Below are 25,001 nucleotides of genomic sequence, written 5' to 3' on the forward strand. Positions count from 1 at the left end.
CCGAACATGACGAAGCACGACCATCCGATCATCCCCATCGCCCAGGACGAGCCGGCCCGGCGCCGCTTCCTGAAGCTGATGGCAGCATCGGCGGCGCTGGCGGGCGCCGGCTGCAGCGGGCCGCCGGCCGAACCCATCGTGCCGTACGTGACGATGCCGGAGCAGGGCGTGCCGGGCCTGCCCATGTTCTACGCGACCGCGTTCGTGCGGCATGGTCTTGCGCACGGCGTGCTGGTCGAATCGAACATGGGGCGGCCGACGAAGGTCGAGGGCAATCCCGACCATCCCGTCGGCGCCGGCGCGACCGACGTGTTCGCGCAGGCGTCGATCCTGCAGCTGTGGGACCCGGACCGCTCGCAGGCCGTGTTCCGCGGCGACGAGATGGCGACGTGGGGCGCGTTCGACGCCGCGCTGCAGGCGCGCCGTCCGCGCTTCGAGCGCAACGGCGGCGACGGCCTCGCCATCCTCACGGGCACGGTCACGTCGCCGACGCTGGCGCACCAGATCGCCGACCTGCAGCGGCGCCTGCCCAATCTGCGCTGGCATGCGTGGGACCCGTTGCACGACGACGGCGCCGTGCAAGCCGCGCAGCAGGCGTTCGGCCGCCCCCTCGACGCCTTGTACCGGCTGGACCAGGCGAGCGTCGTGCTGGCGCTGGACGCCGACCTGTTCGGCGCCATGCCCGGCAGCCTGGCCCACGCGCGGGCGTTCACGGCGCCGCGCGGCCTGGGCGCGCGCGCCGACGCCAACCGCCTGTACGTGCTGGAAGCGACGCCCACGCTGACCGGCGCCTATGCCGACGCGCGTCTTGCGCGCGCCCCGCACGAGATCGAGGCCGCGCTGTGGCGCATCGCGGCGCGCCTCGGCGCCGCGCCGGACGCCGGCCATGCGGCCGACCCGGCGCTGGACCGCTGGGAAGCGGCCGCCGCCAAGGCGCTCGACGGCGCCCGCGGCCGGGCCCTCGTCGCCGCCGGCCCCACCGTGAGCCCGGCCGGGCGCGCGCTGGCGTACGCACTGACCTTGCGCCTGAACGGCGGCGGCGCCGGCCCGCTGGCCTTCATCGATCCCGTCGAGCGCAGCCCGCAGGATCATGCCGGATCGATTGCCGCGCTGGCCGCCGACATGCGCGCCGGCCGCGTCGACACCTTGCTGATGCTGGACGCGAACCCCGTCTACGACGCGCCGGCCGACCTCGATTTCGGCGCGCTGCTGCAACGCGTGCCGCTCAGCGCCCACCTGGGCCTGTACCGCGACGAGACGGCGCGCGCCGCCGGCTGGCATTTGCCGATGGCGCACTGCTACGAAGCGTGGAGCGACGCCCGCGCGCACGACGGCACGGCGACGGTCGTGCAGCCGCTGATCGCGCCGCTGTACGGCGGCCGCTCGGCGCACGAGATCGTCGCGCTGCTGGCCGGCGCCGGCAGCCGCAACGGCCACGCGCTCGTGCGCGCCACCTGGCAGGGCGACGACGCGGCGTGGCGCGCGATCCTGCGCCGGGGCGTCGTCGACGGCAGCGCGGCGCAACCGGTCGTGCCGGCCGCGCGGCCCGTGCGGCCCCCGGCCGCGGCCTCGCCCGCGCCGCTCGTCGCGCTGTTCGCGCCCGACCCGTCGGTCGACGGCGGCGCGTTCGCCAACAACGCGTGGCTGCAGGAATTGCCGCGGCCCCTCACGTCCCTCACGTGGGACAACGCCGCCCTCGTCGGGCCGGCCACGGCCGCGCGGCTGCACCTGGCCGACGGCGCCGTCGCGCGCTTTGCCGTGGCCGGCCGCACCATCGACGCGCCGGTGTTCGTCCATGCGCACCAGGCCGAGGGCGTCGTCACGCTGCCGCTGGGCTATGGCCGGCGCGCGGCCGGCGCCGTGGGGGAGGGCGTCGGTTTCGACGCGTACCGCCTGCGCACCCTGGCCGCGCTGGGAGCCGCGCCCGCGCTGACGGTGACGCCCACGGGCCGCACCCACGATCTCGTGTTCCGCCAGCGCGAGGTCGACATGCTGGGCCGCGACCCGGTCCACGTCGCCGCACCGGCCGGGCAGGTCGCGGCGGCCCGGGACGGCGCGGCGCCGGCGCAGATGCACGTGCGCGAACTCGCGCGCGCCGCATCGCGGGCGGGCGAGGACAAGGAACACGGCACGATGTACCCGGAGCGCGACTACGACGGCTATAAATGGGGCATGTCGATCGACCTGAACGCGTGCATCGGCTGCGCGTCGTGCACGATCGCGTGCCAGGCCGAGAACAACATCCCCGTCGTCGGCAAGGAAGAGGTGGAGCGCGGCCGCAGCATGCACTGGATCCGCGTCGACCGCTACGTGGCCGGCGCGCGCACCCTGTTCCAGCCGGTGCCGTGCATGCATTGCGAGCACGCGCCGTGCGAAGAGGTCTGCCCCGTCGGCGCCACGGTGCACGACAGCGAGGGCCTGAACGTGCAGGTCTACAACCGCTGCATCGGCACGCGCTTCTGCTCCAACAACTGCCCGTACAAGGTCCGGCGCTTCAACTTCCTGCAATACTCGAACCAGAAGGTGGAAAGCCTGAAGGCGCTGCAGAACCCGGAAGTGACGGTGCGCCGGCGCGGCGTGATGGAAAAGTGCAGCTACTGCCTGCAGCGCATCACGCGCGCCCGCATCGAGGCGGAGAAGGCCGGGCGGCGCATCCGCGACGGCGAGATGGTCACCGCGTGCCAGGCCGTGTGCCCGACGCGCGCCATCCGCTTCGGCGACCTGAACGACCCGGCCAGCGCCGTCGTCGCGGCCAAGGCGTCGCCGCTCGACTACCACCTGCTGGAAGACATGAACACGCGGCCGCGCACGAGCTATCTCACGCGCGTGCTGAACCCCGATCCGGAGCTGGGATGAGCACCCCCGACACGCGCGCCAACACCGACACGCTGCAGTCGCAGGGCAATGCCGTGCTGCGTCCCGGCTGGGGCTATGCGAGCGTCACGGACAAGATCGCGGGCATCGTCCTCACCGACCATTTCGGCTGGCGCTGGTGGACCGCGTTCCTCGTCGCGACCGCCGGCGTGGGCGCGCTGGTGCTGGCGATCACGTGGCTGCTCGTGAAGGGCGTCGGCATCTGGGGCATCAACATTCCCGTCGCGTGGGGCTACGCGATCGGCAACTTCGTGTGGTGGATCGGGATCGGCCACGCCGGCACGTTCATCTCCGCCGTCCTGCTGCTGCTGCGCCAGAAATGGCGCACGTCGATCAACCGCTTCGCCGAGGCGATGACCCTGTTCGCCGCCGGCATCGCGGGCCTGTTCCCGATCCTGCACCTGGGCCGGCCGTGGTTCTTCTACTGGCTCGTGCCGTATCCGAGCGTGATGAACGTGTGGCCGCAATGGCGCAGCCCCCTCGTCTGGGACTTCTTCGCCATCGCGACCTACCTCACCGTGTCGCTGCTGTTCTGGTACGTCGGCCTGATCCCCGACCTGGCCACCCTGCGCGACCGCGCCGGCCAGCGCGGCGAACGGAAAAGCCAGGTCGCGTACGGCCTGCTGGCGCTGGGCTGGCGCGGCGAGGCGCGGCACTGGGCCCGCTACGAGTGGGCCTACCTGCTGCTGGCCGGCCTGGCGACGCCGCTCGTCGTGTCGGTGCACACGATCGTCTCGCTCGATTTCGCCATCGGCAATACGCCCGGCTACCACTCGACGATCTTCCCGCCGTACTTCGTCGCGGGCGCGCTGTTCTCCGGCTTCGCGATGGTGCTCACGCTCGCGATCCCGCTGCGCCACGCGTTCGGCCTGCAGGACTTCATCACGGGCCGCCACCTGGCCAATGCGTCCAAGGTGCTGCTGGCGACGAGCTGGCTGGTGGCCTACGGCTACCTGGCGGAGATCTTCACGTCGTTCTACAGCGGCGACATCTACGAGCGCTACATGACGATGAACCGCTTCCTGGGACCGTACGCGCCGGTGTACTGGTCCATGCTGGCCTGTAACGTGCTCGTGCCGCAGCTGTTCTGGTTCCGGCGCGTGCGCCACAACGTGCCGGTGCTGTTCGTGCTGAGCCTCGCCATCAACTGCGGCATGTGGATGGAACGCTTCCTCATCGTCGTCTCGTCGCTGCACCGCGACTTCATGCCGTCGGCCTGGGGCATGTTCTATCCGACGCGCTGGGACTGGATCACGCTGTTCGGTTCCATCGCGCTGTTCGTCTGGCTGTTCCTGCTGTTCGTGCGCTTCCTGCCTTCGATTTCCATCGCCGAGATGCGCGAGCTGGTGCGCGAAAGCGCGAAGGGGGAGGCATGAGCGAACGGGCACTCTACGGCGTGCTGGCCGAATTCCCCACCGCCGACAGCCTGTGCGCGGCCGTGCGCCACGTGCGCGCGCGGGGCTGGACGAAGGTCGAGGCCTACACGCCGTTCCCCATCGAAGGGCTGGACGAGATCGTCGGCGCGCAGACCGGGGCCATCGCGCCCATCACGCTGCTGGGCGGGATCCTCGGCGGGGCGGGCACCTACTTCCTGCAGTGGTATGCGGCCGTCGTCGACTACCCGATCAACGTCGGCGGCCGGCCGCTGAACAGCTGGCCCGCGTTCATCCCGCCGACGTTCGAGATCACGATCCTCGGCGCGGCGCTGGCCGCCACGGTCGCGATGTTGATGTTGAATGGCCTGCCGCGCCTGCACCATCCGCTGTTCGAGGTCGAGGAATTCGAGCTCGCGAGCCGCAACCGCTTCTTCCTGTGCCTGCCCGCGCGCGATCCCGTGTTCGCGCCGGAGTTCGCGCGCGGCCTGCTCGACGAACTGCATCCGCTGCTGCTGCGCGAGGTGCCGGCATGAAGCGCCTGTCGTGCGCCATGTGCGTCCCGCTTGCGCTGTGCGTCCTGGCCGGCTGCGAACGCGCCAAGCAGGACATGTACGACCAGCCGCGCTACAAGACGTACGCGCCGAGCCCGTTGTTCGCGGACGGCGCCTCGGCGCGCCCGCCCGTCGCGGGCACGGAACCGCGCGCCCGCGGCGCCTTCGCCGACAGCACGGGCGGGCGCGCAGGCACCGACCTCGTGCAGCGCGACGTCCAGGCCGAGACGGCGCAGACGAACCCGTACCCCGTCGACATGACCCTGCTGAAGCGGGGCCAGGACCGCTACATGATCTATTGCATGCCTTGCCACAGCCCGGCCGGCGACGGCGACGGCCTGGTCGTGCGGCGCGGCTTCCCGCCGCCGCCCACCTACCACCAGGACCGGCTGCGCAACGTCCCCGACCGCCACATCTACGACGTGATCTCGAACGGCTACGGCGTGATGGTGCCGTACGGCGACCGCGTGGAACCTGCCGACCGCTGGGCCATCGTCGCCTTCATCCGCGCGCTGCAACTGAGCCAGCACGCGGACGCGGCGGCGCTGCCGCCCGACTTGCGCGCGCGCCTCGCCGCCACCGGAGGCCAGCCATGAGGACGCGGCCGCTCGCCGTCCCCGCGCTGGCGCTGGCCGCCATCGCGCTGGTCGCCGGCTGGGCCGGCTGGCGCCTGGACCTGCGCGCGCTGCTGGCCAGCTACCTGGCCGCGTGGTGGTTCGTGACGGGCGCGCTGCTGGGCGGACTCGCGAACGTGTGGCTGCACCAGCTGACGGGCGGCGCGTGGGGCGAGACGATCCGCGGCCCGCTGCTGCGCGCGGCCCGCTGGCTGCCGCTCGCCTGCCTCCTGTTCCTGCCCGTGCTGCTCGGCGCGCCGCTGCTGTACCCATGGCAGCACGGCGTGTCCGGCCCGCCGGACGCCGTGTTCCGCCACGCCTGGCTCGATCCCGTCTTCTTTACCGTGCGCAGTATCGTGTACCTCGTGCTGTGGAGCGCGCTCTCCATCGTCGAGACGCGCGCCCGCACCCGGTCGCCGGCGCGCGCCGCGGCCTGCCTGCTCGTCTACGGCTTTTCCGTCAGCCTGGCGGCCGTGGACTGGATCATGTCGCTGCAGCCGGAATGGTATTCCAGCGTGTTCGGCTGGCTGGCCGGCACGGGGCAGATGCTGACGGGGCTCGCGCTGGCCGTGCTCTTGATCGACCGCGGGGCCGCCCGCAAGCGCCTGCCGGACCTCGGCAACCTGCTCATGATGTACGTGCTGACGTGGGCCTATCTCGCCTACGTGCAGTTCCTGATCATCTGGGCGGCCGACCTGCCGCACGAGATCTCGTGGTACCTGCTGCGCGGCGCGCCCGGCTGGCAGGCGGTGGCGTGGGTGCTCGTCGTCGGCCACTTCGCCGGACCGCTGTGCATCCTGCTGTCGCGCTTCGCGAAATCCGCGCCCGCGCTGATGGGCGTGCTGGCCGGCGCGCTGCTGGCCGCGCATTTGCTCGACTGCTGGTGGCTCGTGCTGCCGTCCGTCCGGTTCGCGACGCCGCACTGGTTGTGGCTCGCGCCGCTCGTCGCCTGCGGTTTCGGACTGCTCGCGTGGATGGCGCTGGCGCGTCAACGAAAGGAGGCTCTGCATGTCTGACACCGCGGGCGACGATCTCGACCTGCGCGGCCTGCGCCGCGGCGCCTACGTCATCCTGGGCGGCATCGCCTGCGCGCTCGGCGCCGGCGCGCTGCTGCTCCACGTGCGCGGACCGGCCGCGAACACGCCGCCGCAACCGTTCAAGGGCACGGCGCCGCTGCTGCAGCCGGCGCCGCAGCCCGACCGCGTCCGCTACATGCAGGAAAAGCGCCATCTCCTCGACAGCTATGGCTGGGTCGACCGCCAGGCCGGCATCGCGCGCATTCCGCTCGCGGAGGCGATGCGGCTGCTGGCCGCGCGCGGCGGCGCGCCGGCCGCGCCGGCGGCGGGCAAGCCGGCACCGGCCACGCAACCTGGGCGCACGCCGCCCATCCTCGCTCCGGCAAAGGAGGCGCGATGAAGGCCGCCGCCGCGCTCGTCCTGGCGCTGCTGCTGCCGGCCTGCGGCCCGGCGGCCGCGCAGGCCCTGCAACTGCCGCCGCCGCCGGCCGCGCGCTTCGCCCCCGTGACGGGCGCGCGGGTGCCGCTGGACGCCGTCCTGCGCGACGATGGCGGCAGGACGGTGCGGCTGGCCACGCTGTTCGACCGCCCGGTCGTGCTGGTGCCCGGCTATTACACGTGCCCGAACCTGTGTAGCACCGTGTTCGAGGGCGTGCTGCAGGCGCTCGCGCTGTCCGGCCTCAAGGCGGGCGACTATCGCCTCGTGGGCCTGTCCGTCGACCCGCGCGACGGCGCGCGCGAGGCCGCCGCGCGCAAGCGCGCCTATGCCGCGCTGCTGCCCGGCGGCACGGCCGACCTCACCTTGCTGACCGGCGACGCGCCCACGCTGGCGCGGCTGCAGACGGCCCTCGGCTACCGCACGGTGCCCGACGCCGCGAGCGGCCAGCTGGCGCACGCGGCCGGCTTCGTCGTGCTGGACGCGGACGGCCGCATCGCCCGCGGGTTCTCCGGCGTGCGCTACGATCCGGCCGGCCTGCGCGCCGCGGTGCAGGCGGCGGCGCGCGACGAGGCGGCGCCCTCGCTGGGCCAGCAGGTGCTGCTGCTGTGCGCGCACTACGCGCCGACGTCCGGCCGCTTCTCGGCCACGTCGATGGCGCTCGTGCGCGTTGGCGCGCTGCTGCTGCCATTGCTGTTCCTGGGCTGGCTGTGGCGCCGGCGGGGAGGGCGGCCATGAACCCGCAATTCCATCTGCTGCCTGTCGACGCCGCCGTCTCCGCCGGACGCCTGGACGACCTGGCGCTGTGCGTACTGCTGCTGACGGGCGCCGTGGCGCTCGCGGTGCTCGTGGTGATGACGGGCTTTTCGATCCGCTACCGGGCCGGCTCCGACGCCGACCGCACGCACGTGCCGAGGAAGGGGCTGCCCGTCGAAATCGCGTGGACCGTGATCCCGCTGCTGCTCTTCCTCGGCATCTACGCGTGGGGCGCCGTCGACTACGTCAAGCTGTACCGGGCGCCGGACAATGCGATGTCCGTGTTCGTCGTGGCCAAACAGTGGATGTGGGAGGCCGAGCACAAGAACGGCCGGCGCGAGATCGGCCAACTGCACGTGCCGCTGGGCCGGCCCGTGCGCCTCGTCATGACGTCGCAGGACGTGATCCACAGCTTCTTCGTGCCGGACTTCCGGGTCAAGCAGGACGTCGTCCCGGGGCGCTACACGTCCATCGTCTTCACGCCGAGCCGCACCGGCGAATACCGCCTGTACTGCGCGGAATACTGCGGCACGGAGCATTCGCGGATGCTCGGGCGGATCGTCGTCATGCAGCCGGCCGCGTTCGCGCACTGGCTGCAGGCCGGGCCGCACCAGCCGGGCATGGCGGCGCGCGGCTACCAGCTGTACCGCCGCTACGGCTGCAGCGGCTGCCACGACCCGGGTTCGAGCGTGCACGCGCCCGACCTCACGGGCCTCCTGGGCCGGCGCGTGCACCTGGCGGACGGCCGCGCGCTGACGGCCGACGAGCCGTACATCCGCGACTCGATCCTGCAGCCGGCGAAGGACGTGGTCGCGGGCTACACTCCCATCATGCCGTCGTTCGCGGGGCAGATCGGCGAGGAGGACATCCTGGACATCATCGAATACATCAGGGAGAGCGCGCATGACGAGCGCACAGAACGACGCTAGCGTGGTCGACGAGGGGACGCCGTCCGCCGCGCGGCGCGAACCCAGCTACCTCGTGGGCGGCTACCGGCTGATCGACTGGCTGACGACGCGCGACCACAAGCGCATCGCCGTGCTGTACGCGATCTCCATCACCTTCTTCTTCTTCCTCGGCGGCGTGGCGGCCGCATTGATCCGGCTGGAGCTGGCGACGCCGCAGGGCGACCTCGTCAGCGACGACACGTACAACAAGCTGTTCACGGCGCACGGCATCATCATGGTGTGGCTGTTCCTGATCCCGTCGATCCCCGCCGTGCTGGGGAATTTCCTGATGCCGTTGATGATCGGCGCGCGCGACCTCGCGTTCCCCCGGCTCAACCTCGCCAGCTGGTATCTGTACATGGCGGGCGGCGCCATCGTGCTGTGGGCGCTGCTGGCCGGCGGCGTCGACACGGGGTGGACGTTCTACACGCCGTTCTCGTCGATGTTCTCGAATTCGCACGTCGTGGCGGCGCTATCCGGGGTGCTGGTGCTCGGGTTCTCGTCGATCCTGACGGGCCTGAACTTCATCGTCAGCGTCCACACCTTGCGCGCGCCGGGCCTCTCCTGGTTCCGCCTGCCGCTGTTCGTGTGGGCCAACTACGCGACGGCGCTGATCCTCGTGCTGGCCACGCCCGTGCTGGCGATGACGCTCGTGCTGGTCGCGATCGAGCGCCTGTTCCAGGTCGGGATCTTCGACCCGGCGCTGGGCGGCGACCCGCTGCTGTTCCAGCACCTGTTCTGGTTCTATTCGCACCCGGCCGTGTACATCATGGTGCTGCCGGCGATGGGCGTCGCCAGCGAGATCATCCCGTGCTTCGCGCGCCGCCCCGTGTTCGGCTACCGCTTCATGACCTATGCCATCCTTGCCATCGCCGTCATCGGCTTCCTCGTGTGGGGCCACCACATGTTCGTCAGCGGGCAGTCGATCTACGCGGGGCTGGTGTTCTCGCTGCTCTCGTTCCTCGTCGCGATTCCGTCCGCGATCAAGGTGTTCAACTGGACGGCGACCCTGTACAAGGGCAGCATCACCTTCTCGGCGCCGATGCTGTACACGCTGGGTTTCGTCGGCCTGTTCACGATCGGCGGGTTGACGGGCCTGTTTCTCGCGTCGCTCGCGCTGGACGTGCACCTGTCGGACACCTATTTCGTCGTCGCACACTTCCACTACATCATGGTGGGCGGCTCCGTGATGGCCTACCTGGGCGGCATCCATTTCTGGTGGCCCAAGGTCACGGGCCGCATGTATTCCGAGACGTGGGGCAAGGTGGCGGCGCTGATCATCTTCGCCGGCTTCAACCTGACGTTCTTCCCGCAATACCTGCTGGGTTATGCGGGCATGCCGCGCCGCTACCACACCTATCCGCCGGAATTCCAGCTGCTGCACGTGCTGTCGTCGGCCGGCGCCGTGACCCTGGCCGTCGGCTACCTCATGCCGCTGGGCTACCTGGCGTGGTCGCTGCGCTACGGCGCGCGCGCACCGGCGAACCCGTGGCGCGCCACCGGCCTCGAATGGCAGACGGATTCGCCGCCGCCCGAACACAATTTCGCGACGCCGCCCGTCGTCGTGCGCGGGCCTTACGCCTACACGCCGGAGGGGCCATGAACGCGCCCGAGACCCCGGTCCTCGAACCGCAGTTCGCCAACCACGGCCAGCAGGACTTCGCGCGCTCGTTCGGCATGTGGGTATTCCTGTCCAGCGAGCTGCTGTTCTTCGGCCCGCTGCTGTTCGGCTACTTGTACCTGCGCCTGCACGATCCGCAGGCGACGGGCATGGCCAGCCGCCACACGGACATGCTGCTGGGGACCATCAACACGGCCGTGCTGTTGACGAGCAGCTTCTTCATGGCGCTGGCCGGCCACGTCGCCCAGCACGGCCACGAGATGCGCGACCGGCGCCGCGCCGCCCGCCTGCTGGCGCTGACGGCGCTGCTCGGTATCGTCTTCCTCGCCATCAAGGGTTACGAATGGCACAAGGAATTCGACGAGCACCTGTTTCCCGGCATCGGCTTCCGGCCGGACGACGCGACCGATCCGACGACGGTCCACGGCATGGAATTGTTCTTCCTGGTGTACTTCGCCGCGACGGGCCTGCACGCGCTGCACCTGTTCATCGGCGTCTCGGCCTGCCTGTGGCTGATCCTCGTCCTGCGCCACCCGCCGCCGCGCGGCCCCGGCAACGAGGCCGTCGAACTCGTCGGCCTGTACTGGCACTTCGTCGACATCGTGTGGATTTTCCTGTATCCCTTGCTGTACCTGACGCTGCGTTCCGGAGGCTGAATGAACAAGGCGACCCGTCCCCTCTTGTTCACGTGGATCGCGCTGATGGCGCTGCTGGCCACGACGGCCGCCTGCGCGCTGCTGCGCCTGGGCTGGCTGAACACGGCCGTCAGCCTCGCGATCGCGTGCGCCAAGGCGTCGCTGGTCGCGATCGTGTTCATGCGCCTCAGGCGCGCGCCCGCGCTGCTGCGGCTGGCGGCCGTGGCGGGCGCCGTCATGCTGGCGCTGCTGATCGGGCTGTCGATGACGGATTACGCGACGCGCGACGCGCTCACGGCGCCGTGGCAGCAGCCGGCGACGGTGGCGCCGCGACTGGGTAGCCGCTGAGACCTATCGGAGCGGCGGCCGGCCGCGCCCTGCGCCGACGCCCTCGTCGACGACGACATCCCGCCCGTCCCCCGGTGGATTTTCTTCCCGTCCTGGTCGTTTTCGTTGTGGCGACGCGCGAGCCGCAATCGCACAATGAGCTCGTCGAGTAAACATTTGCACGGCCGGAAGGCGTCACGAGTCCGGCCCGATCGCATCCACAACGGAGACATATGAACATCAAGAAAAGCGTGCTGCTATCGCTGGCGGCATTGGGCGCGCCCGCGTTGGCGCAGACGTGCCAGCCCAGCGCTGTCACGCCATACCTCAACATCAACGGCACGACCGCATGGACGCAGCAATCCTCGGCCTCGTTGAACACCGGCTCGACCGTCGTGCTCGGGCCGCAGCCATTCAGCGGGACCTGGTCATGGAGCGGCTGCGGCACGTCGGGTTCCGCGCGCGAGCAGACGATCAAGGTCGCCAACGGCGGCACCAGCGCCAACACTTGCGTCGCGACCGCCACCTTTACCAACAGCTGCGGTGCCAAGACCACCCAGAACTATACCTTCACGGTGTGGCCGGCGTCGGACGCCAATACCGGCAAGTTCATCATGGTCGACCAGTTCGGCTACCTCACCAACGCGACGAAAATCGCGGTGCTGCGCACGCCCAAGGTCGGCTACGATGCGAGCGGCCCGAGCTTCTGGCCCCAGCAGCTCAGCGTGGTGAATGCCAGGACGGGCGCCACCGTGATGACCTTCTGGCCGACGGAATGGAACAACCGGGCCACCGATCCCGACTCGGGCGACCAGGTGTGGTACTTCGACTTCAGCAGCGTCACCGCGCCGGGCACTTACCAGATCGTCGACGCCGGCGGCGCGCGCTCGGCGCGCTTCGAGATCGGCGACAACCCCTACCGCAACGTGCTGATCCAGGCCGTGCGGATGTTCTATTACCAGCGCCTGGGCCAGGACCGGAGCGTGGGCAACGCCGGCGCCAACTGGGCCGACGGCGCCGGCAACCTGGGGACCGGCCAGGACCCGCAGGCGCGGCGTTTCCTCGACAAGAACAACGCCGCCACCGCGCGCGACCTGCGCGGCGGCTGGGCCGACGCCGGCGACTTCAACAAGTACACCAGCTGGGAGGCCGGCTACGCCCAGGATCTGATGGACGTCTACGCCGAGAATCCCACGGTCTTCACGGACGACTTCAATATCCCGGAATCGTACAACGGCGTTCCGGACATCCTCGACGAAGCGAAATATGGCCTGGACTACCTGAAACGCTTGCAGAATGCGGACGGCTCCGTGCTGTCGATCGTCGGCGTCGGCGGCGCCAGCCCGCCGTCCGCGAGCAGGAGCCCCAGCTATTACGGCGATGCCAGCACCTCGGCCACGCTGGCGGCGGCCGCGGCCTTCGCGGAAGGCGCCAAGGTCCTCGGGAGCCTGAACAATGCGTCGCTGTCGTCGTACGTGCAGGACCTGCAGCAGCGCGCCGTCAATGCCTATAACTGGGCCGTGGCGCACCCCAGCGTCATCTTCTACAACAACGACGCGAACCATGGCACCGCCGGTCTCGGCGTCGGCCAGCAGGAAGTCGACGACGCCGGACGCCTCACGCTGCGCACGGTGGCGGCCATCCGCTTGTTCGCGCTTACGGGCAATGTCGCCTACCGCGACTTCGTCGACCAGAACTACACGTCGTTCGGGATGTTCAAGGACTGGTCGTTGTCCGGATTCAGCGCCGGCACCGCGCGCACGCTGATGTACTATGCGTCGCTGCCCGGCGCCACTTCCACCGTGGCCAGCGACATCCGCACCCGCTACCGCGACCTGATGAACCGCTCCGACTACGACAACTGGGGTGCCGTGGAGGCGCAGCGGGACGCCTACCGCGCCAAGATCGGTTCGTACACCTGGGCCAGCAATGCCGTCAAGGCGAACGAGGGCACGCTGTTCACGGAAGAGGGCTACTACGGCACCAGCACCCATACGGCGGAGCAGATCGCCGGCGCCGCGGGCGACTACCTGCACTACCTGCATGGCGTGAACCCATTGGGCAAGGTCTATCTCAGTAATATGGTTAGTTTCGGGGCCGAGAATTCGGTCAACCAGCTCTGGCATACCTGGTTCTTCGACGGCACCAAGTGGGACGACGCCAAGAACTCGGTCTACGGCCCGGCGCCGGGCTATCTGGTCGGCGGCCCCGCCGGCAGCCAGTGGGACTGGGACAGCGGTTGCCCGAACGTGTCGCCGCAGTGCGGCTCGTCCCGTCCGACGCCGCCGTACGGCCAACCCGGCGAGAAGTCCTATCTCGACTTCAACACGGGCTGGCCGCTCGACTCGTGGTCGATCGCCGAGCCGTCGAACGGTTACCAGGTGGCGTACATCCGCCTGCTGGCCAGGTTCGTGAAATAAGTCGCCCACGCCTCCAGGCCGGCACGCTCGCGCCGGCCCGGGGCGTGCGCGGCCGGTGCCGGGTTCAGAACATGAACCACCCCAGCAGGTACACGGTGTCGTTGTCGGCGGCGTTGCGGCCGAATCCGTCGTAGTCGCGCTTGGCGCCGTTGAACTTGCCGTAGCGTGTGAACTGGAGCGTCAGCCGGACGTCGCGCCGCGGCAGGTAATTCAGTTCGGCGATATAGCCGTCGCTGTCGGGACTGCCGTTGCCGCTGCCCGTGACCGCGTCGCCGGTGTCGTACAGCCCGCTGTCGGCGGTGCCGTCGACGCGGAAGCGCGCCAGGTTGACGCCGAACCGCGTGTCGAAATAATAGGTGGCCTTGGCCCGCAGCGCGTGCAATTCGTCCATGCGGTTGCTCGCCGGCGTGCCGGGGTTCCACGTCACCCTCTCGCGCACGTAGTTCAGTTGCGCGGAGATGCGGTGCCGGTCCGTGATGTACTGGTATTGCGCGTCGATGCCGGCGTCGCGGAAGCGGTCGGTCGGGCCCGTCAAGAGTTTGTTGTCGGGGAAGACGTCCGCGACGAGGCCGAACGTGCCGATCATCGCCGAATGCCGGCCGCCGTCCCAGTCGTGCTGCAGCGCGACGCGCCAGTACGGGTTGTAGCCGTCGAGTGAGGCCGCGGTGTCCCGTTCGATGCCGAGCCGCAGCGGGGAAAACAGGTGGTTGGCGGTGCGGTAGGCCGTGACTTCGGCGTAGACCGTGTTGCTCCACAACCCGTAGGCGCCGACGCCGGCCACCTGCTGCCCCAGGTTTTCGATCAGCGGCGCGGCGGCGGGCGTGTTGGCTGCCGGCGACGACGCGAAGGGAACGCCCCAGGTGCTCACCGTGTTGTAGACGTCCTGGACTTGCGGATTGTTGTGCAGCGTGAAACCGTAGAGGAGGTCGTGCGGTCCGATTTCGAGACGGTTGGCATAGCGCAGATCGACGTTGTCGATGCTCGTGCGGTGGTCGACGCCGTCATGGGTCAGCTGCGAAAAGATGCCCGCGTGGTCGCTCAGTTTTCCGCTGAAGAACAGGCTCGCCTGCTGCAAGACCGTTTCTCGGTCCTCGGGAAAATTCTCCTTGAAATCGACGCCGCCGGTGTGGGTGGCGGAATGCGACAGCTGGAGCATGCCGGCGACCGGGAAGGCGAGCCGCGGCCCCAGCGCATAGGCGTTCAGCTTGAACAATCGCCCGGTGGGCGTGAGTTCCGGCCAGCTGACGTGACAGACGAAGCAGTCGAAGCCGGTCTGGCGCGCGAAGCTGGGCACGGCCCGGGCCGGCAGGGTGCAACATGCGAGCACGACGGCGACGGCGATCCGCCACGGCAGCCTGGCAAACGGTTTCATGACGATGCCCCGAACGATGATGACGCCGGTATGATCGCCTGCCCGGGGTCAGATCAATTTGGCGGCCCTCAACCGCCGGCGCCGCGCAGCCTGTACCACGCGATGCCGATCAATTCGTACAGCGCATACCAGGACCGGCGCATGCCCTCGGGGCTGGGCACCCACGAATGCAGCGGCAGCGGCTGGCGGCTGAAGAACAGCGTCGGCGCGCTGACGACGTCGAGCCCCGCGCGCTCGAACGCGGTGCGGGCGCGCGGCATGTGCATGGCGTCGGTCACGAGCAGGATGCGTTTGACCCCGTCCGCGCGCAGCATGGCGGCGCTGAAGGCCGCGTTCTCGGCCGTGTCGCGCGAGCGTCCCTCGACCCATTTCACCGGCACGCCGAAGTCGTCGCGCAGCGCCGCCGCCATCCCGTCCGCCTTCGTCCAGGCGCGGTCGTCCGGGTCGGGATCGACGCCGCTGCTGCCGTTGCCGCCGCTGACGAGGACCGGTAATCCGGTGCGTCGCTGCAGGTGCGCCGCGTAACGCAGGCGCGCCAGGGTGAAGTAGTCGGGGATGTCGCGGTTGTCGTATTCCGGTGCGCGCAGCACCCGCCCGGCGGCCAGCACGACGATCGCCTGCGCTCCCGCGCGCTCGGGCGCCTGCAGCGGCGCCGTCAGCCGTTCCAGCGGCGCGACGAACAACCGCGCGCCCACCGGCGTCGACAGCACGGCCAGCGCGGCCAGGCCGCCGCCGGCGAGGATGCGCGCGGCGCGCGGCCGGCGGCGCCACAGCGCCAGGCCGATGGCGATCACGACGAACAGGCTGGCGGGCGGGAGGATCAGGTCGCGCGGAATCAGGTTGACGAGGTCGAGGACGGGCTTGAGGATCATGGATGGCGTTCGGAATGTCGGCGCCTGGAGTAGACCGCAGGCGGCATCCCGCGTCAAGTCCCGATCCGTCCCTGCCACGCCGCGATCAGGTCGCGGTACGCCTTGCCCACGGGCCGGATCTGCCGCTGCAGGTCGCACAGCCCGCGCGGATTGACGACGCCGCGCATGTGGCGCAGTTCGATGTCCCAGTCGACCTGGTCGGTCACCGAATACCACGTGAAGCCGACGACTTGCACGCCGCTGCGCATCAGGCTGCGCACGACGGCCCATTGGCGGCGCAGCCACTTGCGTGCTTCGTCGCCTTCCGGGCCCTGGTCGCGGTTGGTCTCCGTGTGCATCATCGGCAGGCGGTAGCGTTCGGCGTATTCGCGCGCGATCATCGCATAGCCCAGCGTCTCGCCCGCGTCGCTCGTCGTGCCGTCCGGCTTGACCTCGTGTTCGTTCGTCACGTAGTAATCGCTGCCGAGGATGCAGTTTCCGCACGGCGCGTTTTCTTCGAAGAAGCGGCATTCCTCGGGCGTCATGCCGCCCGCGAGCACGAATTCGCGCTGCACGGGGTCGAGGGGCCGGCCGTAGTTGAAATCGAGGGACAGGAAGCGCAGCTGGTTGCGCCGCTCCGCCTCCGCGACGGCGTCGGGCACGCTGGCGTGGAAGTATTCGCTCGACTCGCTCTGCACGAACACGGCGTCGGGGCGCAGCTGGACGATCGCCTGCATCGCGAGGACGTTGGCCTTGGCCAGGTGCTTCAGCGCCGTCACGTACGAGCGGTGGTCGCGGGCCTGTTCGTTCCACCAGCCGAACAGCGCGGAAAACTTGGCGCACACGTACATCTCGTTGACGGGCGTGTACATCCGGATCCACGGATAGCGCGCGGCGAAGTCGCGCGCATAGGTCTGGAACAGGCCGGGAAAATCGGGATTCTGGAAGTTGCCGACCCAGCCCGGCACGCCGAAGTGGCACAGGTCGGCGATGGGCGCGATGTCGAGGCGCTGCAGTTCGCCGAACGCCTGGTCCGCGAATTCCCAGTCGTAGCGCCCTGGCCCGAGCCATGACCGGTACAGCGGCACGCCGTAGCGCAGGGTGCGGATGCCCAGTTGCCCCGCGAGTTCGAGGTCCGTCTTCCAGTGGCGGTAATGGCCGCATTCCTCCATCTGGTCGCGGCGGATGCGGCCATTGGCTATGGTCGGCGAACTGCTCTCGATCCCGGAAGCGAACATGAACGGCGGCATCAGCGCCTCCCCAGCGGCGGCTGCGCGGTGACGACGCCCGGATCGATCTTGTGGAGGTTGTCGAGACCGGTGAGCAGCATGCAGTCCTGCAGTTCCTGCTCCAGCAGCGTGAGGGCGCACGCGACGCCTTCGCGCCCGCGCGCCGCCAGGCCATACAGCCAAGCGCGCCCGGAGAGGCAGGCACGGGCGCCGAGGCCGAGGGCCTTGACGATGTCGCCGCCCGTGCGGATGCCGCCGTCGAACAGCACTTCGATGCGGTCGCCGACCGCGGCCACGATTTCCGGCAGCACCGAGATCGACGACGGCGCGCTGTCCAGCTGGCGGCCGCCGTGGTTCGAGACGATGATGGCGTCGGCGCCGATGTCGACGGCCGTACGGGCGTCGTCCGCGTTCATCACGCCTTTTAAAATCAGCTTGCGCTGCCACTTGTCGCGCACCCAGCGCGCCGTGTTCACGTCGAACGACGCGTCGAACTGCTCTTCGATCCACTTCGACAGCGAACCGATCGAGCCGGCTTCCTCGATCTCGTGCTCGAAATTGCCGAACGTGTGGCGCTTGCTGCCGACCATGTTCGCGAGCCAGCGCGGGTGGCCCACCATCTGCATGATGTTCGAGGGTGTCAGGCGCGGCGGCACGGACAGGCCGTGCTTCTCGTCGGCCCAGCGCTTGCCCTGTGTGTGCAGGTCGATCGTCAGCACGAGGACGGAGCAGTTGGCATCGTGGGCGCGGCGCATCAGGCTTTCGTTGACCTTGTGGTCCTTCATGAGGTACAGCTGGAACCAGAACGGCTTGTCGATCGCTTCCGCCACGTCCTCGATGGAATTGATGGAGCACGTGGACAGGCAGAACGGCACGCCGAAGTCGACGGCCGCGCGCGCGGCCTCGCATTCGCCGTTGGCCCACGTGAGGCCCGCGAGCCCCGTCGGGCCCAGGGCGAGCGGGATGCGGGCCTGATCGCCCGCCATCGTGACGCTCATCTCGCGGTGCGAGACGTCGCGCAGGCTGTGCTGGCGCAGGGCCAGCGCGCGCATGTCGTCGAGGTTGCGCTGGACGGTCAGCTGCTGTTCCGATCCGCCGTGGATGTAGTCGAACACGACGCTGGGCAGGCGTTCCCGCGCGAGGCATTCGAGGTCGAAGATGCTGGCTACCTTGGTCATGTCGGCTCCTTCATAAATCGCCGCGCGCCGCGAGGTCGCGGATGCGCGCGCCCATGCGGCAGGCGAGGGCCTGGATCGTCAGCGACGGGTTCACGCCGCCCGGCGTCGGGAACAGCGAGCCGTCGCAGATCCACAGATTGGGCACGTCCCAGCTGCGGCCGTCCGCATTCACGACGCTCGTGGCCGGATCGGCGCCCATGCGGCACGTGCCGAGGATGTGGCTGGTGTCGTCGCTCGTCCAGACGTCGCGGCCGCCGGCCGCCTCCAGCATCGCGCCCATGAAGCGGCGCGCGTGGTCCTGCATGCGGCGGTCGTTGTCGGAATATTCGAACGTCACGTGGGCGACCGGCAGGCCGTGGCGGTCGCGCACGTCGGACAGTTCGACGCGGTTGCAGGCGCGCGGCTCCGTTTCCGCGACGGCGACGAAGCCGGCCATGTGGTTATAGTCCATCATCGCGCGCCGCAGCGCCTCGCCCCACAGGTGCCGCTCGGTGGCGAGCACCTGGGCCCAGGCGCGCGGCAGCGGACCCTGGCTCATGAAGGCATAGCCGCCGTGGAAGTCCTTGCCGTCGTCCGTGTAGTTCCAGTGCTCGCACACCGCCATGTTGGGCGGGCCCTTGTACCAGCGGATTTCCTCGTCGAAGCGGGCCCACATGCCGGGGCCGGCGTGCGTCGTCAGGTGCGTGCCGACGAGCCCCGAGCTGTTCGCGAGGCCGTCCGGGAACGGGCCGCAGGCGGAATTGAGCAGCAAGCGCGGCGTCTCGATCGCATAGCCCGACACGACGACGTTGCGCGCGCGCTGGAAGCGCCACTGCTCGTTGCGGCGATAGTGCACGCCTTGTGCGCGGCCGTCGCCGCCCAGTTCGACGCGGCCCGCCATCGCGAGGTCGCGCACTTCGGCGCCGGCGGCCAGCGCGCGCGGGATCCACACGATCAGCGCGCTCTGCTTGGCGTTCGTCGCGCAGCCGAAATTGCAGAAGCCCCGGTAGACGCACGGCGGCGACTTGCCGCGCGGCGCCGACACAGTCGCCAGCGGCACGGCGGCCCACGGGATCCCCATGTTGTCGGCGCCGCGCGCCAGCACGAGGCCGGCCGCGTTCATCTCGTGCTCGCGGTACGGATAGCGCCGGCGCGGCGGACCCCACGGATAGCGCACGGGTCCGGCCACGGCCAGCGCCTGCTCGGCCTCGTCGTAATAGGGCGCCAGCTCGGCGTAGGTGATGGGCCAGTCGAAGCCGTAGCCGAGCTGGCTGCGGGCCTGGAACCACTCGGGCCGGAAGCGCAGGGAGATCATGCTGAAGTGGACGGTCGATCCGCCCACGCCCCAGCCGGAATTGTTGCCGCCGAGGGCCAGCGCGTCGGCGCCGCCGGAGATGCGTTCGTCGAGCCAGTACAGCTGCTGCTGCGCCTCCTCGTCGGACGCGAAGTCTTCCAGCGGCCGCCAGAACGGTCCCGCTTCCAGCACGACGACGGAAAAGCCTGCTTCCGCCAGCTTGCACGCGAGCGTCGCGCCGCCGGCGCCGGCGCCGACGATGGCGAAATCGACCGGTTCGTCGTCGCCGTATTCGCGCATGGGGACCCAGCCGCCCCGTTCGAACACGTCGGGGGCGCGGCCGGCGCCCGTGCGCGGCGCGTGTCCGGCGCTCATGGCGCCTCCTTCGCTTCCCACGGGTCGCGGCTGTCGAACCCCAGGCGCACGTAGCCGCGCGGGCTCGCGGGGCCGCCGAAGCCGATCTCGTTCCACGCGAACGGATGCGCGTAATACAGGCCGGCCGCCGTCTTGACCAGGTGGTGGATGAAGAAGCGCTTCGCGTCGAGCCCCTGCCAGCGGGGCGACGCGGCGCGGCCCTCGGCGAGCACCTGCAGCACGGCGTCCTGGGCGGCGGCGTCCAGCCGGACGAAGGGCAGGTCGTGCAGCAGGCGCGCCTCGTCGTCGACGGCGCCCAAGCCCTGGCGCCAGGCGGCGCGCAGCGGCGGCATGTCCGGGTGGCGGAAGCCTTCGCCGCGGTCCTCGTGCAGCATGGCGTCGATCCAGGGCGTGATGGGAATCGGGCGCGTCCGCTCGGGCTGGGGCAGCAGGCGCGCGTTGATCGCGTCCAGCAGGTCCCACTCGTCGGCCGTCAGCCAGCGCCGGGGCGGCACGGCATCGAGGCGCAGCGCGAGCACGTCGCGGGTGACGTCGTCGAACGACGGGCTGTCCCATTTGGCCAGCACGTCGTAGCCGGGGAAGCGTGGCGGCGGTCGGTCGTGCGTCATGCGGCCCTCCTTCCGGTGCTTTCCTGCGCGGCGCGCAGCGCCAGCGCCGCGCGGCCGGCCAGTGCCAGCGCGGAAAAGCTGGGCGGCGCCGGCAGCGGCGGACCGGCCAGCACGTTCTGGCTCCAGTTGCGCCAGCCACCCATCTGGCGCGCGATGCCGCGGGCGTGGAAACCCGCGCCGATCACGCCCAGCCACGTGCACGCTTTGAGCAGCGCGTCGGTCAGGCGGCGCCGGCCCGGGGCGCCGGGACGCGCGGCCCCGGCCAGCATGACGGCCGTCACGGGCGGCACGCTGACGGGCACCCACATCGCGGGATGGTGGTAGGCGCCGCGGAAGTGCAGCAGGGCCGCTTCCGCGCTCGTGCCGGCCAGGCCGACGGCGGCGAGGCCGCACAGCGCGCGTCCGCTGGGCAGGCCGGCGAGCGTGGCCGCGCCCGCCGCGACGGGCCGGGCCGCCAGGCCGATCACGCCGGCCAACGCCAGCGCCGCCGGCGCGCCGAGCGGCGCCGCGTAGAACAGGTTCGCCCACGACAGGCCGCCGGGCCGGCGCAGCACGTTGTAGGCGTGGAAGCCGAGGCCCGCCGCGCCGACGGCGCAGGCCGTCGCGTAGGGCACGGTGGCCAAGACCGTCGCCCGTGGCGCGGTCGGGCGCGACCCGGTCGACCGCGTGCCACGCAGCGCGCACGCCAGCACGACGGCCGCGCTGGCGAGGGGCGCGAACATGCCGGGGTTCTCGAAGTCGCCGCGATAGTGTTCGAGCGCGCTGTCGCTCAGCACGGACGCGGCCAGCAGCGCGGCCGCCTGGTACAGCCGGCGGGCTTGCGGCGCGGGGTCGGTTGCATCCGCCGTGTCGTGCGTGCGCACCGGCCGGCGCAATGTGGGCGACGGCGCGGGTAGCCTGCGCGCGGCCGCCGTCCGCCCCAGCAGCAGCGCGCCGAGCGCCAGGCCGAGGGTGGCGGCGCCGAGCCCGCGCGCCAGCGGGCGCGCGTCCGCGGGCGCCGCCGCGCTCACGACTTGTCCCCGGGCAGGATGGAGCTGAGCACCTGGCGCGCCACGCCGGCCAGCATCGAGCCTTCGCTCGGGTCGCCCTTCACGATCGTGGTCATGAAGTGCCTGGCCTGGTCGAGCGTGATGTGGGACGGCAGCGGCGGGACTTCCGGGTCGGTCTTGAATTCGAGGACGACGGGCCGGTCGGCCGCGAGCGCTTCGCGCCACGCTTCGCCCACCTTGTCCGGGTCGTTGCAGAAGATGCCTTTCAGCCCGATCAGCTCGCCGAAGCGGTGGTAGGGCACGTCCGGGATCTTCTGCGTCGCTTCGAACTTGGGGTTGCCCTCCATGACGCGCTGTTCCCACGTGACCTGGTTCAGGTCCTCGTTGTTGAAGACGCACACGATCCAGCGCGGATCCTTCCACCGCTTCCAGTATTTCGACACGGTGATCAGCTCCGCCATATTGTTCATCTGCATGGCGCCGTCGCCGACGAGGGCAATCACGGGCCGGTCCGGGTGGGCGAACTTGGCCGCGATGGCGTACGGGACCGCCGCGCCCATCGACGCGAGGCCGCCGGACAGCGAATACATCTGGCCGCGCTGCACCTTGAGGTCGCGCGCATACCAGTTGGCGCAGGAGCCGGAATCGCTCGTCACGATGGCGTCGCGCGACAGCAGCGGCGACAGTTCGTGGCACACGCGCTGCGGATTGATCGGGTTGGCGGGTGCCAGCGCCCGGTCCTCCAGCAGCTTGTACGAGTCGCGCACTTCCTTTTCGACCTTCTCGCGCCAGCTCGTGTCGGTCTTGTCCTTCAACATCGGCAGCAGCATGCGCAGCGTTTCCGCGCTGTCGCCGTGCAGGTTGACCTCGGCAGGGAAGCGTACGCTCAGCATCGTCGGGTCGATGTCGATCTGCACGGCCCGCGCCTTGCCTTCCTTGGGCAGGAATTCGGAATACGGGAAACCCGTGCCGATCATCAAGAGCGTGTCGCAATCGCTCATCATCTCCCAGCTGGCCTTGGTGCCGAGGAGGCCGATCGAGCCCGTCACCCACGGCAGGTGGTCGGGCAGGGCGGCCTTGCCCAGCAGGGCCTTGGCGGCGCCGGCCTTGAGGCGCTCGGCCACGGCGATGACTTCGTCCGTGGCGCCCAGCGCGCCGGCACCGACGAGGATCGCCACCTTGCTGCCCGCGTTCAGCACGTCCGCCGCGCGCACGAGGTCGGCCTCGTACGGGACGACGCGCGGCTTCGTGTAGCCGACGCCGGAGAACACGTTGCCGTGCTTGCGGGGCGGGTCCTCGTACGGCTTGTCCTGGAGGTCGCCCGGCAGCACGAGCACGCTCACGCCGTTGCGGCCCCGCGTCGTGCGCATGGCGCGGTCGAGCAGGTGGCGCACCTGGGACGGCTGGCTCGCCTCGTACACGTAGTCGGCCACGTCCTCGAACAGGCGCGGGAGGTTCAGCTCCTGCTGGTAATGCGCCCCGCGCGCCGTCGTCGGCGCCTGGCCGGTGATGGCCAGCACGGGCATATGGTCCATCTTCGCGTCGTACAGGCCCGTCACCATGTGCGCCGCGCCGGGGCCGCCCGTCGACAGGCACACTCCGGGCTCGCCGGTGAACTTGGCGTGCGCGGCGGCCATGAACGCCGCCATTTCCTCGTGGCGCACCTGGATGAACTGGATCTTGCCGAAGCGGTCCAGCGCGCCCAGCACGCCGTTGATGCCGTCGCCCGGGTAGCCGAAGATGGTGCGCACGCCCCATTCGTACAGGCGTTCGACGAAGAAGTCGCCAACGGTTTTGCTCATGTCTGTCCTCGCGAAGTCTCGATGGTTGGTCAATGCCGGCGCAATTGGCGCAGGCCCAAGGCAAGGCCCGCCGCGCCCACGCCGGCCAGCAGCCAGCCGCGGTGCGTCGTGGCCCACAGCTGCGCGCTGGACGTTGCCGCGCCTTCGTCGAACGTGCCGTGGGCGGCATACGGGCCGGGCACCGGGCGCCACAGGTTGTTCGGGCGGTCGGTCGGGATCGTGTCGGCGCGCTGCTGCCCCGCCACGCCCTTGCGGGCCAGGTAGCGGTCGAGCACGCGGGGAACGAATTTCTCGGCCAGCCGCGTCGCCAGGGTCGGGGCGCCGACGCAGATCTCGGCCCGGCGCGCGTGCGCGGCCCAGTAGATGGCGCGCGCGGCCAGCTCCGGCTGGTAATACGTGCCGATCGGCTTGGGGTGGTGGGTCAGCGTCGTCTTGCACCACTCGAACTGCGGCGTGTTGACGCCCGGCATGTCGACGAGGGCCACGTGGATGTCGCTGTGGTCGTGCTCCAGCTCCGTGCGGACGGACTGCGTGAAGCCCTTGATCGCGTGCTTGGCCCCGCAATACGGAGACTGCAGGGGGATCGAGCGGTAGGCGAGCGCCGAGCTGACTTGCACGATGGTGCCGCGGTTGCGGGGCCGCATGCGTTTCAGCGCGGCCATCGTGCCCCACACGAAGCCGTGGTACGTGACGTCGGTGACGCGGCGGAAGTCTTCCGGGGCGATGTCGGCGAACGGCGCGAACACGGTGGCCATCGCGTTGTTGACCCAGATGTCGATGGGACCGAGCTCGGTTTCCGCCCGTTCCGCGGCGGCGTCGACCTGGGCGTAGTCGGCCGTGTCGGCGGAGATCGCGATCGCTTGCGGCGAACCGAGACGCTCGGCCTCCGCCCGCGCTGCCTCCAGCCGGTCGGGATCCCGTGCGACGAGCGCGATGCGCGCGCCCCGGCGGGCGAACTGTTGCACTGCCGCGCGGCCGATCCCCGCGCTGGCACCCGTGATCACGACGACTTCGTGGCGTGCTTCCGACATGGCGATGCCCTCCAAAAGTGCGATGCAGGGCCAGCTTAACACCATGTGCCGCGCGGCCTCGTCACGTTATGTTTGTGCAAAAGTTCTTGAACAGATTAACGAATTCGATAATTTTTTTGTAACAATTAGCTGGGATACTGTCGAGCGGGAATACGATCGATTCCCTGGCCTGCCGCCGGCGGGTTCACACCACGAAACAGAGGAAACGGAAAATGAAAAACACGCTGTTGTCGTTCGTCGCGTTGCTGCTGTTGTCCCAGGGCGCCCAGGCATCCGAGCAGACCATGTGCTCGGCCAACAAGGGGGCCTTCCTGACGGGCACCGTGACCACCGGGCCCAGGTTCCAGTCCGCCAGCCATTCCATCGACGGCATCAAGCTGTCGCACACGATCCTCTATATGCGCGCCGACCAGGACGGCCGCTCGTACCAGGTGGCGATGGACAACGTCTACGCCGTGGACTACGTGCGCAATGCGACGTCCATCCCGACGTCGCTGGCGGCCCTGAAGGCCGGCACGCGGGTCGAGGTCTGCGGCGAGAAGTATTCGGACGGCACGGGCATCCACTGGGTGCACAGCAATTGCGGCGCCACGCCGACGGCGACGGCCCCGAACGGCTGGGTCAAGAAGATCTCGACGACCGGCACGATCGGCGCCAACCTGGAGCGCAGCCAGGCCTATTGCTATCTGTGGAACTGACGCGAAACGGGGCGCCGCGCGGG

General features: G+C 70.0%; 22 protein-coding genes. 13 read left to right on the top strand and 9 right to left on the bottom strand.

The genetic code is table 11. The annotated features are described in order from the left end of the window. The first annotated feature begins 6 nt into the window (after positions 1 to 6). The 12 genes from ISF28_RS10460 (at position 7) to ISF28_RS10515 (ending at position 13,572) form a co-directional block, all read left to right on the top strand. Positions 7 to 2,856 carry a 4Fe-4S dicluster domain-containing protein gene (locus ISF28_RS10460; RefSeq protein ID WP_198117117.1) on the top strand — a complete coding sequence of 950 codons (2,850 nt, stop codon included), beginning with the start codon at positions 7 to 9 and terminating at the stop codon, positions 2,854 to 2,856. Further along, the gene (gene nrfD, locus ISF28_RS10465; protein ID WP_198117118.1) at positions 2,853 to 4,250 is read left to right on the top strand and encodes an NrfD/PsrC family molybdoenzyme membrane anchor subunit; all 1,398 of its coding nucleotides are present in this window, start codon (positions 2,853 to 2,855) and stop codon (positions 4,248 to 4,250) included. The genes ISF28_RS10460 and nrfD overlap by 4 nt, the downstream gene beginning before the upstream one ends. Continuing rightward, positions 4,247 to 4,783 carry a DUF3341 domain-containing protein gene (locus ISF28_RS10470; protein ID WP_198117119.1) on the top strand — a complete coding sequence of 179 codons (537 nt, stop codon included), beginning with the start codon at positions 4,247 to 4,249 and terminating at the stop codon, positions 4,781 to 4,783. The genes nrfD and ISF28_RS10470 overlap by 4 nt, the downstream gene beginning before the upstream one ends. Further along, a complete protein-coding gene (locus ISF28_RS10475; RefSeq protein ID WP_229518989.1) occupies positions 4,780 to 5,397 on the top strand; it encodes a c-type cytochrome in 618 nt (205 codons plus the stop codon). The genes ISF28_RS10470 and ISF28_RS10475 overlap by 4 nt, the downstream gene beginning before the upstream one ends. After that, complete coding sequence (locus ISF28_RS10480) at positions 5,394 to 6,431, top strand: hypothetical protein (RefSeq protein WP_198117120.1); 1,038 nt, start codon at positions 5,394 to 5,396, stop codon at positions 6,429 to 6,431. Before ISF28_RS10475 ends, ISF28_RS10480 begins: the two co-directional genes overlap by 4 nt. Then, positions 6,424 to 6,831 carry a hypothetical protein gene (locus tag ISF28_RS10485; RefSeq protein ID WP_198117121.1) on the top strand — a complete coding sequence of 136 codons (408 nt, stop codon included), beginning with the start codon at positions 6,424 to 6,426 and terminating at the stop codon, positions 6,829 to 6,831. The genes ISF28_RS10480 and ISF28_RS10485 overlap by 8 nt, the downstream gene beginning before the upstream one ends. After that, positions 6,828 to 7,604, top strand: coding sequence for an SCO family protein (locus tag ISF28_RS10490; protein ID WP_198117122.1), 777 nt, complete (start codon positions 6,828 to 6,830; stop codon positions 7,602 to 7,604). The genes ISF28_RS10485 and ISF28_RS10490 overlap by 4 nt, the downstream gene beginning before the upstream one ends. Further along, the gene (gene coxB, locus ISF28_RS10495) at positions 7,601 to 8,551 is read left to right on the top strand and encodes a cytochrome c oxidase subunit II (protein ID WP_198117123.1); all 951 of its coding nucleotides are present in this window, start codon (positions 7,601 to 7,603) and stop codon (positions 8,549 to 8,551) included. The genes ISF28_RS10490 and coxB overlap by 4 nt, the downstream gene beginning before the upstream one ends. Next, positions 8,526 to 10,172, top strand: coding sequence for a cytochrome c oxidase subunit I (gene ctaD, locus ISF28_RS10500; RefSeq protein ID WP_198117124.1), 1,647 nt, complete (start codon positions 8,526 to 8,528; stop codon positions 10,170 to 10,172). Before coxB ends, ctaD begins: the two co-directional genes overlap by 26 nt. Next, positions 10,169 to 10,846, top strand: a complete 678-nt coding sequence (locus ISF28_RS10505; protein ID WP_198117125.1) for a cytochrome c oxidase subunit 3 — start codon at positions 10,169 to 10,171, stop codon at positions 10,844 to 10,846. The genes ctaD and ISF28_RS10505 overlap by 4 nt, the downstream gene beginning before the upstream one ends. Next, the gene (locus ISF28_RS10510) at positions 10,847 to 11,173 is read left to right on the top strand and encodes a cytochrome C oxidase subunit IV family protein (RefSeq protein WP_198117126.1); all 327 of its coding nucleotides are present in this window, start codon (positions 10,847 to 10,849) and stop codon (positions 11,171 to 11,173) included. It begins immediately after the preceding gene. A 212-nt stretch (positions 11,174 to 11,385) separates the two neighbouring features. Beyond that, positions 11,386 to 13,572 carry a glycoside hydrolase family 9 protein gene (locus ISF28_RS10515; RefSeq protein WP_198117127.1) on the top strand — a complete coding sequence of 729 codons (2,187 nt, stop codon included), beginning with the start codon at positions 11,386 to 11,388 and terminating at the stop codon, positions 13,570 to 13,572. 64 nt (positions 13,573 to 13,636) lie between these two features. Here ISF28_RS10515 and ISF28_RS10520 read toward each other — a convergent pair whose 3' ends face one another. From ISF28_RS10520 to ISF28_RS10560, 9 genes are all read right to left on the bottom strand, one after another. Further along, positions 13,637 to 14,944, bottom strand: a complete 1,308-nt coding sequence (locus tag ISF28_RS10520) for a cytochrome C (protein WP_229518990.1) — start codon at positions 14,942 to 14,944, stop codon at positions 13,637 to 13,639. Positions 14,945 to 15,012: 68 nt separating this feature from the next. After that, positions 15,013 to 15,816: a YdcF family protein gene (locus ISF28_RS10525; RefSeq protein ID WP_198117128.1), complete on the bottom strand. Its 804-nt coding sequence runs from the start codon at positions 15,814 to 15,816 to the stop codon at positions 15,013 to 15,015. Positions 15,817 to 15,869: 53 nt separating this feature from the next. Beyond that, the gene (locus tag ISF28_RS10530; RefSeq protein WP_229518991.1) at positions 15,870 to 17,045 is read right to left on the bottom strand and encodes a family 1 glycosylhydrolase; all 1,176 of its coding nucleotides are present in this window, start codon (positions 17,043 to 17,045) and stop codon (positions 15,870 to 15,872) included. Further along, entirely contained in the window at positions 17,045 to 18,202 is a 1,158-nt protein-coding gene (locus ISF28_RS10535) for an alpha-hydroxy acid oxidase (protein ID WP_198117129.1), read from the bottom strand. The genes ISF28_RS10530 and ISF28_RS10535 overlap by 1 nt, the downstream gene beginning before the upstream one ends. Before the next feature lie 10 nt (positions 18,203 to 18,212). Further along, positions 18,213 to 19,850, bottom strand: coding sequence for a GMC family oxidoreductase (locus tag ISF28_RS10540; protein WP_198117130.1), 1,638 nt, complete (start codon positions 19,848 to 19,850; stop codon positions 18,213 to 18,215). After that, positions 19,847 to 20,458, bottom strand: coding sequence for a gluconate 2-dehydrogenase subunit 3 family protein (locus ISF28_RS10545; protein WP_198117131.1), 612 nt, complete (start codon positions 20,456 to 20,458; stop codon positions 19,847 to 19,849). The genes ISF28_RS10540 and ISF28_RS10545 overlap by 4 nt, the downstream gene beginning before the upstream one ends. Beyond that, entirely contained in the window at positions 20,455 to 21,468 is a 1,014-nt protein-coding gene (locus ISF28_RS10550; RefSeq protein WP_370663415.1) for a hypothetical protein, read from the bottom strand. The genes ISF28_RS10545 and ISF28_RS10550 overlap by 4 nt, the downstream gene beginning before the upstream one ends. Then, on the bottom strand, positions 21,465 to 23,249 hold the full coding sequence (locus tag ISF28_RS10555) for a thiamine pyrophosphate-requiring protein (protein WP_198117132.1): 1,785 nt from the start codon (positions 23,247 to 23,249) through the stop codon (positions 21,465 to 21,467). Before ISF28_RS10555 ends, ISF28_RS10550 begins: the two co-directional genes overlap by 4 nt. A gap of 29 nt (positions 23,250 to 23,278) precedes the next feature. Next, a complete protein-coding gene (locus tag ISF28_RS10560; protein WP_198117133.1) occupies positions 23,279 to 24,280 on the bottom strand; it encodes an SDR family oxidoreductase in 1,002 nt (333 codons plus the stop codon). 212 nt (positions 24,281 to 24,492) lie between these two features. Between ISF28_RS10560 and ISF28_RS10565 the strand changes: the two genes are divergently transcribed. Beyond that, positions 24,493 to 24,978 carry a hypothetical protein gene (locus ISF28_RS10565; RefSeq protein WP_229518992.1) on the top strand — a complete coding sequence of 162 codons (486 nt, stop codon included), beginning with the start codon at positions 24,493 to 24,495 and terminating at the stop codon, positions 24,976 to 24,978. The last annotated feature ends 23 nt before the right edge of the window (positions 24,979 to 25,001 follow it).

Origin of the sequence: Massilia rhizosphaerae (assembly GCF_016093545.1) — a bacterium.
Lineage (GTDB): Bacteria > Pseudomonadota > Gammaproteobacteria > Burkholderiales > Burkholderiaceae_D > Telluria > Telluria rhizosphaerae.